Genomic DNA, 13,763 nt, shown 5'->3' with positions numbered 1-13,763 from the left:
AATCAATTGGTATTCAAAAGTACCTGAGAACCTTTTCCATTACCCATAATCACTATTTTAGCATTTGGAGAAGCTGCCAATTCTTTCTGTGCTTTGATTTGCTCATATTGCAATTGTCTGTCTGTCAAAGTCGAAGTGATAATTCTTTGATAATCAGCAATACCTTGGGCTTCTACTCTTTTTCTTTCGGCTTCTTGGGTCTCTTTTTGCAATACGAACTGCATTTTTTGAGCGTCCTGTTCTGCATTTATTTTTGATTCAATGGTTTTCTTAACAGACTCTGGAAGTGTAATATTTCTTACTAAAAGCTGCTCTAAAACTATTCCTCTGCCCTTAAAATCTTTTTCGATAGCGTTGAAGATTTTCAATTGAAATTCATCCCTTTTAGACGAATACAATGCCACTGCGTCATAGTTGGCGGATATATCTCTAATTCTTGTTCTAGAAAGTGGCCTTACGATTACATCCACATAGTTGACACCTATGGCTTTATAAATATTGGGAGCTTCAATTGGGATAATTCTGAATAAAACCGTTAGGTCTATTGTAACCTCTAAACCGTCTGCAGAAAGGACTTTTATAGCATCATCTCCAGATTTTGTTCCCTCATCGTTAACACCAGACATAGTATAATTTTGAGTTTTTAAGTCCATTTCAGTCACATCTACTAAAGGATTTACAAAGTTAAGACCACTATTTAGTGTTTTCTTGTTTACGTTTCCAAACAAAGACTGAACCCCTACTTTACCCGCATCTACCTGCACAATGCATTTCAATGCTAAACCAACCAAAATTACAATTATCCCTAAAATTCTGATTAAACCTGAGTTGGCTGCTAGCGGGCTGTTTGTTTGCCTTAGGTTATAGGCAGCAAATACCAATACAATTCCGATTAAAATTATTATCATTTTATTATTAAATTTTTGTACCTCTAATTTAGGCCTTTTATTAGCTTAATCAAGCTAAAACTTTACAAAAGGCCGTTTTCTTAGATGGTTCCTTGGAATTTGCTTTTGAAAAAAATTAGGTAATAAGGCGAATTTAATTGCAAAAACTTTAATTTTAGGAAAATTAACACCTTAAATTAAGCATGAAAAAAATAGCACTCATTTTTGCTTTTACTGTTTCTTGTGTAGGGCTTTATGCACAAAATTTTTACCCTTATCAAGCCATTTCGTTTAATAAAGTACATCTGAACGACAATTTTTGGTTGCCGAAAATTGAAATAAATAGAACGGAGACTATTCCTTGGGCATTTTATCAATCAAAAATTACAGGAAGAATCAAAAACTTTGAACAAGCTGCTGCTGGCGAAGGTCAATTATGCGGTATTTATCCCTTTGATGATTCTGACGTTTACAAAATAATAGAAGGTGCATCGTATTCATTACAAGTAAAATACGATCCAGTTTTAGATAAATATGTGGATTCGCTTATTAGCGTAATTGCCGCTGCTCAAGAGCCAGACGGCTATTTGTTCACGGCCCGAACCATGGGTGATAAACACGAATGGATTGGTACAGAAAGATATCAGAACGAACATTTGCTTAGTCATGAATTGTACAATATGGGACATTTTTATGAAGCTGCTTGTGCTCACTATTTAGCGACAGGCAAGAAAAATATGTTGAACATTGGCATAAAAAACGCAAACCACCTTTTAACCGTTTTTGGACCAGGAAAAAAATCTGTAGCTCCTGGACATCAGGTCATTGAGATTGGTTTGGTGAAAATGTATTTGGCAACTGGCGAAAAGAAATACTTAGATTTATCCCAGTTTTTTATAGAATGCAGAGGTCAAAGAAAATACGACAAAAAGCCTGGAGACAAAGATGCTTCTGTATGGGACACTGGTGAATATTGGCAAGACCATGTGCCTGCCATCCAACAAACTGAAGCAATAGGCCATGCCGTAAGAGCAACCTATTTGTATTCAGGGATGGCTGATGTGGCGGCTTTAACACAAAATCAAGCTTATATCAATGCCATTCATAAAATATGGGATAATGCCGCAGGCAAAAAGACCTATATAACTGGAGGAATTGGCTCCGCAGGCGGATGGGAAGGATTTGGTCCAGCGTATCAATTACCTAATGAGTCGGCATATTGTGAAACCTGTGCTGGCATTGGAAATGTATTTTGGAACCACCGCATGTTTATGCTTACGGGAGAGGCAAAATACATGGATATGGTGGAAAGGACGCTCTACAATGGCATTTTGGGAGGTATTGGCCTAGACGGCAAGACTTTCTATTATGCAAATCCAATGGAATATACACTAAAAGATGGCAAACTTAGTGGCGAAAACAAGCGTTCACCTTGGTTTAAATGCTCCTGCTGTCCATCCAACATTTGTCGATTTATGCCTTCTATTCCGGGATATATATATGCTAAAAAAGACAAAGACTTATATGTTAATCTTTACATAGGAAGCGAAACCTCTTTTGAAATAGATACTAAAAACAAAATTAGTTTAAAACAAACCAGCAATATGCCTTGGGAAGGAACAGTAAATGTAGAGATAGGCACCTACAATAAAAAAGGAAGCAGTTTTGCTTTGAAATTAAGAGTGCCAGGTTGGGCGAATGGCAATATTTTTCCGACAGATTTGTACGGATTACATGAAATTCAAGAAATGGGCAATATTATAAAAATCAATGGAGAGTCTACTGATTTAGCAAAATATAAAGATGGGTATTTTACTATAGACAGAATTTGGAAAAATGGCGATAAAGTGGAAATTGACTTTCCGATGGAAACGCAACAGGTATATTCAAACCCAAACATTACAAGCAATCAAAATCTGATTGCTGTACAAAATGGGCCAATAATGTATTGTGCTGAGTTTGTTGATAATGAAGGTAAAACGTCTAACATTCTCTTAAATCAGCGGAATATTTTTAGCAAAAAGTTTGAGCCGAATTTGCTCAATGGTGTTTTGACTTTATCTACAAATGGTAAAGTGGTTAATTTCAATGAAAATGATATTTCAACCTTAAACATGACTATCAAACTGATTCCTTATTACGCTAGATCAAACAGAGGAAGTGGAGAGATGAAGTTGTGGTTTCCAACAAAAATTACAGGAATTGAGATGAAACATTAAAAAAAAACCTGAGCGAAAATCACTCAGGTTTCTTTAAAATCTAATTAATAATTAATATCCAGGATTCTGCACTAAAGTTGGTTTTCCATCTTTTTGAGAATTCAAAATCTCGTCCTGAGGTAAAGGGAAATAAATATTCTTGCTAGTAAAAGTTTTTCCAGACATATAACCTCTCTTATTAAACACTCTTCCTGAAGGTTCTTTACCAGGCAAAGCTTCTTCTGCGGCATATTTGTTTAATACTTTTTCTGCTATACCCCAACGTACCAAGTCAAAGAATCGGTGGCCTTCCATTGCAAACTCAAGTCTTTGCTCCATACGCGTTGCATTTCGAGCGAAGTCAGCACCTTTCGATGCAAATGTGCCTGTAGGGTAAGGTTTTATAACATAATTAACTGTTGGATCTTGGACAGTTCCTTTTTGGGCTCTTTCTCTAAGCATGTTTACATAACCTTCTGCCGCGGCCAAATTTCCAAGCTCGATTTCACACTCTGCCAACCAAAGTATAACATGAGACATTTTCAATAATCTGTAATTATTGTTTGTGTTTCTCTTACTAGTTGAGTGTGTTGAACTACTCTCCTCAGCCAAATAATACATCCATTTTTTGCCAGTGTAAGGTCCAGCATATACTTGGTCTCTTATCCAAGTTGAGCCTGGCATTCCGCCCCAGTCCAAAAAGTTTACACCTCTTCTGCCCACTGTCCAGTCTAATCTTGGATCTACCGGTATACTCTTGTCAAGCGTAAATGCAGTACCAGCACTTATGCCTTGGTCATTTGGCAAGTCTACTTTGTTGTAAGTATCTTCTGTTCCGTCTGCTGCGTTTCCTATTAAAGGAAGACCATCTTCTGATGTTTTGAAGGCATTTACCAAATTATGTGATGGTTGATAAAAACCACAACATCCCCTTCCTGGTGCAGTAGACGAATAAGGCCAATTAAGGTTATCCCCAGCATTTCCATTATTTCCTGTGGTTCCATCATTCACAGAAAACTGCACCTCAAATATAGATTCAACATTGTTTGTAGTTACACTTCTATAATTATCGTGGTAATTGGCTACAAGTTTTTTACCTGAGTTATTGTAGACATCCTCTAAAAGTGCTTTTGCCTCCGACCATTTTTTCTGAAATATTTTAGTCTTAGCCAGATAGGTTTTTGCTGCCCATTTGGTGGCACGTCCTTTTTGAGCTTGTACAGCTGGCAATGTACTTGCTGCGAATTCTAAATCAGCTTCTATTTTTGGCCAGATATCTTCCGTATTAGGTATTTTAGTAGAACTAGGATCAGAACCAACATAAATTTTATCATCTATATAAGGTACATTTCCCCACATTTTTTTAGCTTCAAAATGATAATGGGCTCTCAAAAAACGAGCCTCTGCTATTACTTGAGCTTTTTCGGCCTCAGACATATCTTTTACATCAGGACTTCCCACTATTTGAATAACTTCGTTTGCACGGGCCACGCCATCATAAGAATGCCACCATTTTCCAAGGAAGTAAGTATTGTCAGCAAGCCAGTTGTATTGTTCAATAAAAGACTGCTCTGGCTGGTCTCCAGCATCAGTTCCTTTTACGGCATCATCTGAACTAATACCCCCAAACACATAGTTAGAAATAGTTGACTGACGCCCTGTGTTGCCTGCTCCTACTCCATCCAAGAGCGAGTAAGCACCTATCAATAAGGCATTGACACCATTTTTTGTAGAAAGTTGAGCAATAGATGCCCTACCCTGCGGCTTTAAATCGAAAAAGCTATCAGAGCAAGAAAAGCTGATAAAAACAGCTACCGATAGTATGATTAATTTCTTCATTATTTTTAATATTTTTAGCATTTTAATTAAAACCCAAGTCTTACACCTACCAAATACGACTTTGCTACAGGGTAAGCTCCTTCGTCTATTCCCATGTGAATATCTTGGTTGTCATTGCCCGATGTCCTCAAATTAATATCTGGATCAAGACCTGTATATTTCGTTAAAGTCATTATATTCTGACCTTGAACATAGATCTGAGCAGAACCCATTTTTGCTTTTTTCATTATTTCCGTAGGAATGGTATAAGTTAGCTGAACATTTTTCAATCTTAAATAAGAACCATCTTCTAAGAAATAAGAGGAGATTTGCTGACTGGTTGCATCTCCTGAATTTAATCTTGGAAGCTTTGCTACATCGCCTTGTTGTTTCCAAGAGTCATACAACATCTCTTTAGATCTATTGCCTTGGAAAGTATTGAAATCTGTCCAATATCTCACATAGTTAAATATTTCATTTCCATGAACACCTTGACCAAACATGGTCAAGTCAAAGTTTTTGTAACCTAAGTTGACATTTATACCATATGTAAAGTCTGGGTGAGGGTTACCGATGATAGTTCTGTCTGCTGCAGTAATTATTCCATCGCCATTGATATCCCTAAACTTAAATGTTCCTGCTCTGGTATAAGAACCAAACTTAGGAGCTGCTGCGGCTTCAGCATCATCTTTAATAACTCCATCCACAAAATACCCATAATAGCTCGCTATTGGTAGACCAGCTTTGGTTGCTGAAATAGCTGGAAGACGGGTTGTAAAACCGAAAATCGTAGCGTTGGGATCATCATTTAATTTAATAACCTTGTTTTTATAATGACCAATACTTAAACCTACTTGGTATCTAAAATCACCTACTTTGTCTCTATAGTTTATGCCAAGGTCAATGCCCTTGTTTTGTACTTCGCCAATATTAGTAAAAGGAATAGAGCCTGTTCCAGCAGTTCTTGGTATTGCAATCTGCGTTAACATATCTGAGGTAACCCTATTGTAAAGATCCAAAACTAATTCCATCTTATTATCTAGCATAACCGCATCCAAACCAATGTTTGTAGATGTAGTTGTCTCCCATTTTCCGTTGGTATTGCCAAACTGAACTAAGTCAAATCCACCAACAATAGATGAACCCGTACCATTGATATCATAGGCATTATTTGAGGGATCTGCCGCGTAAAGAGTATAGGCATTGTATACGTTAGGAATCAATTGATTACCTGTTTTACCCCATCCAAATCTTACTTTCAAGTCGTTTACAAATTTCACATTTTTCATAAAATCTAGCTCAGAAATACGTGCACCTACCGAAAATGCTGGAAATACTCCATATCTGTTGGCCTCAGAGAATCGAGAAGAACCGTCTCTACGAAGTGTAAAGTCTGCCAAATAGGTATCTTTATAGCCGTAATTAACCTTTCCAAATTGCGAAAACAAGGCACTTCTTATAGCTCCATCTCCGGCATTGGCTAGTCCAGCTGCTGAGCCTGAATTTAGATAACGGTAGTCTAAGTCATCAAAAGAAAAACTACTTCTACTAGCCGAAAATCCTACTGAATAGGTTGTTACGGACTCAGTTCCTACTAAAACATTTAGCTCATGCAAGCCTGAGGTTTTCGAATAATTTAGTGTATTAAACCAAGTAGCAGATTTATCATAATTATTGATAACGTTTAAACTATTTGCATTTCTCGCCTCAGCAGCTTCAATATCTCTGTGAAAATACTCCGATCGATTATATTGGTTAAATTCCAAACCATAACTGGTACGAGCTTTAAGGCCTTTCATTATTTGAAATTCAGCGAAAACATTACCAAAAACATGTGAACCTTTGGTAAGATTATCTTTTTCACGATATAGTCTCGCTAAAGGATTAGGAGCATTTCCAAGGTTTACACCTTTACTACCGGCAAAACCATTATAGGGTGAAGTATTGGTTCCTCCCAAAGCCACTGGACCTCCAGTTATATCAAAAACTGGAATAATTGGATGAACTCGTATAGCGAACATGATAGGGTTTGACTCATTATTATTGGTAATCCCTTGTCTTTCATCATAACTGAAGGTGAAATTTTCGCCTATAGTCAAAAAGTTTTTCTTAAACTCAGTATTTGCCCTTACCGAATACCTATTATACTTTGTATATTTCAAAATTCCATCTTGGGTAAAATAATTGGCCGAGATAGCATATTTACCTGAATTTGAACCACCTGTAGCTCCAATTTGATAATTAGAGATAGGTGCTGGATCAAATATGGCGTCTTGCCAGTCAGTTCCCTGCTTGTTAGCTTTAGTAATATTAAAAGCTGTTTTTCCAAGATTTGGATCTGCTATATCATTGGTATAGGTGTAGTTTGAAGGCAAGGCTCCGTAAACATTTGGATAGATATAATCAGCGATAGTTTGTTCACCGTTTGGACCAAATTTGTATTGAACTGATGGAGAAATTACCGAAGGGTTTTTTCCGGCACCTATATCTGCTTGATACAGATATGAACCTAGTTCTTCGGTGTTCAACAAATTTAACATTTTACCTGGTCTTTGTGTTCCTGTGTAATAATCAAACGAGATAGTTGGCTCACCAGCTTTTCCTTTTTTGGTAGTGATGATTACAACCCCATTGGCAGCTCTTGCACCGTATATAGAGGCAGCTGATGCATCTTTCAATACCTGCATAGATTCAATATCGTTCGGATTCAATTGATTCAAAGTACCCTGTGTAGGTACTCCGTCAATTACATAAAGCGGGCTATTGTTGTTTACTGATCCAAATCCCCTGATACGAACCATCGTTCCGCCTCCAGGAGAGTTATCATTTCCTACTACAACTCCTGCCGCTCTTCCTTGAAGCATTTGTGTAACACTAGCAGCAGGGGTAGCAGTTAATTCTTTGGCATTTACTACTGTAACGGCTCCTGTTATGTCTTTTTTACGTTGAGAAGCATAGCCAGTTACTACAACTTCACTCAGTGACTTAGCGTCTAATTCTAAACTTACGTCTACAACAGATCTGGTACCAACAGTCTCGTCTACTGACAAGAAACCGATAGAAGAAAAAGAAAGCACACTTGAATTCGATGGGGCTTCAATAGCATAAGACCCATTAGCGTCGGTAGTAGTACCTTGTGAAGTACCTTTAATCAAAACAGTTACTCCGGGTATTCCATCACCGTTGCCGGCCTCTGAGACTTTTCCTGAGATTTTTCTTTGGGCATAGGCCGAACTAGCGGTAATGAGTAAACCCATTACAATAATTAACCTTCCAAAATGTCGAAAGAGGAGTTTTTTTTGCATGTCAATTAAGGTTTGATAGTTTTTAAAAAAAATTAAAAAATTATAATTTTGCTAAATATAATTATAAACAATCCGTATTTTTATTAAATTATATTAAAAAATTATTACTAATATTTGCAGTCTTAAAAATGTTATATTTAAATTCAAAAAAAAGTACAAAATTTGAAAAATTCATTTGATGCAATCGTCGTAGGTTCGGGTATATCAGGAGGTTACGCCGCTATGGAGCTGACCAAAAAAGGGCTGAAAGTTTTAATGATTGAGCGGGGTCGAACAGTAGAACATATCGTGGATTACACAACTGCCACCAAAAACCCTTGGGAATTTGAGCACAGAGGCAAATCTTCTTTGGAAGTGCTAAAAGAATATCCCAAAACCTCAAGAGTGTATAATAAGATAAATGAATTCTCTTCGCATTTTTATACGCCCGACGCCCAATATCCTTATGCCGAAGACAAGCGGTTTGACTGGATTCGTGGCTACCAATTGGGAGGAAAATCGTTGATTTGGGGAAGGATTGCCCTTCGTATGTCTGACGTGGATTTTGAAGCCAATGCAAAAGAAGGAATAGCGACCGATTGGCCTATAAGATATAAAGACATCCAAACTTGGTACGACTACGTGGAGAAATTTGTCGGGGTCTCTGGCAATGTTGACAAAATCCCGCATCTGCCGGATGGCGTGTTTCAACCACCTATGGCTTTTTCGTGTGTGGAGCAGCATTTTAAGGAACAAATAAAAGGCAAAAAACAAGGAATTAACGTAATCCATGCCCGCCAAACACATCTCACGGCTCCTACTGAAGAGCAAACTGCCATAGGCCGTGCAAGCTGCCAATACAGAAATATGTGCAGCAGAGGTTGTCCTTACGGTGCGTATTTCAGTACACAGTCTGCTACTTTGCCAGTGGCCAAACTAACCAATAATCTAAGTATCTTGACCAACGCTAACGTAAAAGAAGTGGTTTATGACGAAAAAACACAAAAAGCCTCGGGCGTAAGTGTAATAGATAGTATCACCAACGAAGAGACCACTTATACTGCCAAAATAATATTTCTAAATGCCTCAACTTTGGGTTCTACACAAATATTGATGAATTCAAAATCGAGCCGATTTCCGAACGGCATGGGAAATGACAGCGGTGTTTTGGGACATTATCTTATGGACCACCACTTTGGAGCGGGTGCTGTGGCCGAAGTGGAAGGTTTTGAGGACCACATAGAATTTGGTCGTAGACCCAATGGTTTTTATGTGCCCCGTTACCGAAATATCGGCTCAGACAAGCGAGATTACCTGCGGGGATTTGGCTATGAGGGAGAATCTAAAAGACATAAAAACAATGATCCTGATGCATTTGGGGCCGATTTTAAAAACTCATACACCAAGTTTGGGCCTTGGAAAATCGAACTTTCGGCATTTGCCGAGACCTTGCCTTATGAAGACAACAAGGTGTATTTGTCTGAAACCGAAAAAGACAAATGGGGTCTGCCCCTACTCGTAATGTCTGCTGAATACAAAGAAAACGAAACCAAAATGCGTGTGGATATGAAAAATGACGCCGCCGAAATGTTTGAGCTGGCAGGTTTTAAAAACATCAAACCTTATGACGAAATCCGTGGGTTTGGAAGGTGTATACACGAAATGGGCACCGCCCGCATGGGACACACCGATAAAGATTCCGTTCTCAACAAAAACAACCAAGTTTGGGGTGTTCCCAATGTATTTGTGACGGATGGTGCCTGCATGACCTCTTCCTCTGCCGTAAATCCCTCCCTGACTTATATGGCTCTTACGGCCAGAGCGGCTAACTTTGCAGTAGAAGAACTCAAAAAACAAAATTTATGATGCTCAGCTATTGGGAACAGGACCTTTTCAAACCGAAATACGATTACCTCATCATTGGTTCGGGCTTTTCGGGGCTTTGGATGGCGTATTTATTGAAAATGAAAAAGCCAAATGCCCATATCGGGATTTTAGAAAAAGGTACTTTACCCTCAGGAGCAAGTACCAAAAACGCCGGTTTTGCTTGTTTTGGTAGTCCGTCGGAGTTGTTAGAAAATGTAAAAACAATAGGTTGGGACAAAACCCTGGAACTTACCGAAAAAAGATACCAAGGCATACAATTGATCAAGGCACATTTTGGAACCGAGATTGACTACAATCCTTGCGGAGCTACAGAATTGTTTTCTGAGGAAGGTTTTTTCAAGGAAAACTTGGAGCAATTGGATCTTTTGAATCAAAACCTTAGGGACATTGTAAATGCTGAAAGCCACTTCAAAGAAGACAAAAATATCATTCTGAATAGTAATTTTAGAGGGTTTGAAAATGCCATAAGTAATGCCGCCGAAGCCTCCATCCATTCTGGGAAATTGTTTTATGCCTTATATAAAAAACTGGTAAGCCTGGACGTAAAGTTCTTTTTTGGTACCGAGGTGGAACACATAGAAACCGAAAGTGCCATAGCCGAAGTAAAAACCAAAAACTTGGGAGATTTCCAAGCACAGCATGTATGTATATGTACCAATGCTTTTACCAACACTTTCCTACCCAGCCAAAATATAAAACCAGGCCGCGGACAGGTATTGATCACGCAGCCGATTGAAAACCTTCCCTTTAACAGCACTTTTCATTTCGAAAAAGGCTATTTCTATTTCAAAAACGTGGGCAAGAGGGTATTGTTTGGCGGCGGCCGAAACCTTGACATTGCAGGTGAAACCACCACAGCAGAAGGCACAACAGAGCTCATTCAAAATCAATTGATAAAATACCTGAAAGAAAACATCTTGCCCGATACAAACTTCGAAATAGCCACCATTTGGAGTGGCGTAATGGCCTTTAATGAATCTCATACCCCCATTTCCGAAATCCTAAAGCCCAACTTATCCGCCAACGTATGCATGAACGGCATGGGCGTAGCCCTAGCTCCTTTTTTGGCTGAGGAATTGGTGGGGAGGATGGGGTGAGATGGGGAATGGAATTTATGTAAATAAGAAAAATGAATCCAATTGAAAGTCATTAATTAGTATTTGCAAATTAGTTTTTTAATAAAAAAAACAATTAAATAGTCTATGAAAAGAAAAAATATTTTCAAATTGAATGCTTCAGATCTCAACTATCAAACTCAGAGGAAATCGTTTTCTTTTTTATTGTTTCCATAATGATTAGAATTTAGAAAGTAACTAAAGGAATGAAGGCTAAAAACAGGAAAAAAAATATTTTTTCTTATTTTTATTGAAAAATTCTATTTTGGAATACCTGATATTTTAAATATTTGAAATGGTTTAATAGAACTTTCAAACTTTTTTAAAATCTAAAATGAATGTAATGTAAAAGTGTATAGCAATCTAAAAAGCAAATATTTTAAGGGTAAGGACACATTTACCATAAAGTGGAAAATTTTAATAAGCATTTGATTTCTAATAATCATATACAAAAAAACTAACTATTTTAAGTTACTGTAGTAAATTCAAGCTTTTAAATAAGCCCAAAAATAATCATACTAAAAGATGGTGATGAAAAAACTTTCTTTCCACAAGCAAAAAAAATCAGTGATTTGTATCACTTCCTTCAAAAGTGCTTTTTAATCTAATACTAAAATGGTGCAAATGTATAAAGAAAAAGTGCAATTAAAATTTAAAAAAATGAAATATAAACTCGAAGAAATTGAAGAAAAACAAGAAGGGCCGAATCCCAAAAAGCTAATTGTTTGGATAATTATTGTTTTAATTTTCTCTTTATTGAGTCCAATTTTATTCACGCAGTTTACAAGTTTTATAGATTTTTCTAAGGCAGCGAATATTGGAGATTCAATTGCGATTATGAATCCTTTTATTACAATTATAAGTGTCATTTTGACTTTTTTTGCTTTCAAAATCCAGTTTGATGCGAACATTAAGCAATTACAAATTTTTAACACACAATTAAAAAATAATGAAATTATTAAAAAAAATAAAAATTTTGAATTACAATCCGAAAATCTTGATATGCTTATTTTTGATTTAAATGAATTTATTGATGATACTAATATTAAAATAAAGTTAATTAATGAATTTACAAAATATAATGAACTTGAAATATTCATATTTAAACCAATCTCAAGAACATCTTTATTCAAATTAAAAAATATTTTTCAAAACGACAGAAAACTTGTTTACCAATATTTAAAAAATTTATACAAAGAAGAAAATGATAACTTAGAATGGATTAAAAATTATAGTAAATTATATGCCACTATAGGGTCAATACCAGACTATTTTAATGACATTTATAATAGAAGTGATTTGTTTGCGGAAAAAATAAATATTTTTTTTAAATATTTTCAAAACGAAAGCAGAGCTTTATATCAAAATGCTTCTATTCAATTTAATAATAGAAATGAAATGCAAAATAGTATAGAATTGAAGACCGTTTTGAATGATTTTCTATCCAAATATAAGAAAATAGTAGAAAAACCAAGTAGTTTAAAAAACAACAATGATATTTTTTTAATTCATGAAATTTTTTCTAATTTATTTATTGATCTTTCAACATTAGATTACGAACTAAAATTAGGTTTATCTGAATATTTAATACGAATAAATAATTTAATTGTTGAAGTAAATATGAAAAGAAATGAGATTTCTAAATTTAAAGAAAACTTGAAAAATGAAATAAAAGAATTATATATTGGCAAAAAATCTCATGTTAAAGAACTGGAGCGTTTAAAATTATGGCTTATTTATTCCAAAACGCTATAAATGTTAAAAAAAATGTGGTATTCCAATTCTTTATTATTTCTGAAAACGTTTGTGTAGCAAGCCATTTTTATGGTAAATTTTCTATAATAATTTATTGATATATCAGTTCAACGATGGTTCCACCATCGTTGGGGTAGCAGGCAAGTTTTAATTGCTAATTTTTCTTGAGTTTGACACCATTTTGAGTTAAGTAATTGATAATAAGGCACAGTATTGTCCAATCGGCTCTCTACAAACCATTATTTTGGTGGATTTTTAGATTTTAAACTTTTCTTGTGTTTGGATTGGTAAGATTGGTTTTAGACCCATTTTATTTAGGATGAGTTTTTCGTTTTCTGATGGCATCGATCTCAAGTAAGATTTTTTCCCATTGTTATCTATCAGACTTACTTGCATTTTGTCTAATGCTTCTCTTAGCAATTTTTCTGTAATCACATTTTTGTCACGATTTATTTTTTGTAGCACGAAGTTTTGAATGGCGAAGGCTATGTAACAAAGGCAAATATGGCCCTCTATTCGTTGGTCTGTCCAATGAAACATTGGCCTGGTTTCAAGGTGGGATTTGAAGGTTCTAAAGCTGTGTTCTATTTTAAATAGTTGTTTATATTGATCTAAGACATCGCTTACTGGCAGCGTTTGATTATTGGTGCTTATGGCTAAAAAACCATCATACCGCTCAGCCGCAGCTATTTTTTCTTCATTCAGACTATATTTACTATTTTCTTGTGCTTTTAAAAAGAACCTAGCTGCTTTACTGTTGATTTTAGATGGGTTTTTGAGTAGATTATGTGCTTGCTCCAATTTCTCTTCTCTATCTTG

At 36.0% G+C, this 13,763-nt stretch carries 7 protein-coding genes and 1 pseudogene; 4 read left to right on the top strand and 4 right to left on the bottom strand.

What is annotated here, in order from left to right; translation table 11 throughout:
* Positions 1-2 precede the first annotated feature (2 nt).
* A complete protein-coding gene (locus tag EGI22_RS17640) occupies positions 3-908 on the bottom strand; it encodes a prohibitin family protein (RefSeq protein ID WP_255069755.1) in 906 nt (301 codons plus the stop codon).
* 182 nt (positions 909-1,090) lie between these two features.
* On the opposite strand from EGI22_RS17640, the gene EGI22_RS17635 reads away from it, so the two are divergent.
* Complete coding sequence (locus tag EGI22_RS17635) at positions 1,091-3,106, top strand: glycoside hydrolase family 127 protein (protein WP_255069754.1); 2,016 nt, start codon at positions 1,091-1,093, stop codon at positions 3,104-3,106.
* A gap of 51 nt (positions 3,107-3,157) precedes the next feature.
* Here EGI22_RS17635 and EGI22_RS17630 read toward each other — a convergent pair whose 3' ends face one another.
* Positions 3,158-4,924, bottom strand: a complete 1,767-nt coding sequence (locus EGI22_RS17630) for a RagB/SusD family nutrient uptake outer membrane protein (protein WP_255069753.1) — start codon at positions 4,922-4,924, stop codon at positions 3,158-3,160.
* Between the two features lie 26 nt (positions 4,925-4,950).
* The gene (locus tag EGI22_RS17625; RefSeq protein WP_255069752.1) at positions 4,951-8,208 is read right to left on the bottom strand and encodes a TonB-dependent receptor; all 3,258 of its coding nucleotides are present in this window, start codon (positions 8,206-8,208) and stop codon (positions 4,951-4,953) included.
* A gap of 162 nt (positions 8,209-8,370) precedes the next feature.
* Between EGI22_RS17625 and EGI22_RS17620 the strand changes: the two genes are divergently transcribed.
* From EGI22_RS17620 to EGI22_RS17610, 3 genes are all read left to right on the top strand, one after another.
* The gene (locus tag EGI22_RS17620; protein ID WP_255069751.1) at positions 8,371-10,053 is read left to right on the top strand and encodes a GMC oxidoreductase; all 1,683 of its coding nucleotides are present in this window, start codon (positions 8,371-8,373) and stop codon (positions 10,051-10,053) included.
* On the top strand, positions 10,050-11,171 hold the full coding sequence (locus tag EGI22_RS17615; RefSeq protein ID WP_255069750.1) for an FAD-binding oxidoreductase: 1,122 nt from the start codon (positions 10,050-10,052) through the stop codon (positions 11,169-11,171). Before EGI22_RS17620 ends, EGI22_RS17615 begins: the two co-directional genes overlap by 4 nt.
* Positions 11,172-11,813: 642 nt before the next feature.
* Positions 11,814-12,944: a hypothetical protein gene (locus tag EGI22_RS17610; RefSeq protein WP_255069749.1), complete on the top strand. Its 1,131-nt coding sequence runs from the start codon at positions 11,814-11,816 to the stop codon at positions 12,942-12,944.
* A gap of 255 nt (positions 12,945-13,199) precedes the next feature.
* Here the strand turns inward: EGI22_RS17610 and EGI22_RS17605 are convergent.
* A pseudogene (locus EGI22_RS17605) lies at positions 13,200-13,763 on the bottom strand (hypothetical protein); the annotation flags it as partial.

Source organism: Lacihabitans sp. LS3-19 (assembly GCF_024343575.1).
Taxonomy (GTDB): domain Bacteria; phylum Bacteroidota; class Bacteroidia; order Cytophagales; family Spirosomataceae; genus Leadbetterella.
The sequence above is the reverse complement of the archived record's forward strand: the minus strand, read 5'-3'. Positions and strand labels throughout refer to the sequence as shown.

Bases quoted from the DNA above. Each gene is read 5' to 3' on its own strand.
- EGI22_RS17625 (WP_255069752.1), bottom strand. From the start codon at position 8,208: ATGCAAAAAAAACTCCTCTTTCGACATTTTGGAAGGTTAATTATTGTA.
- EGI22_RS17610 (WP_255069749.1), top strand. From the start codon at position 11,814: ATGTATAAAGAAAAAGTGCAATTAAAATTTAAAAAAATGAAATATAAA.
- EGI22_RS17630 (WP_255069753.1), bottom strand. From the start codon at position 4,924: ATGAAGAAATTAATCATACTATCGGTAGCTGTTTTTATCAGCTTTTCT.
- EGI22_RS17635 (WP_255069754.1), top strand. From the start codon at position 1,091: ATGAAAAAAATAGCACTCATTTTTGCTTTTACTGTTTCTTGTGTAGGG.
- EGI22_RS17615 (WP_255069750.1), top strand. From the start codon at position 10,050: ATGATGCTCAGCTATTGGGAACAGGACCTTTTCAAACCGAAATACGAT.
- EGI22_RS17640 (WP_255069755.1), bottom strand. From the start codon at position 908: ATGATAATAATTTTAATCGGAATTGTATTGGTATTTGCTGCCTATAAC.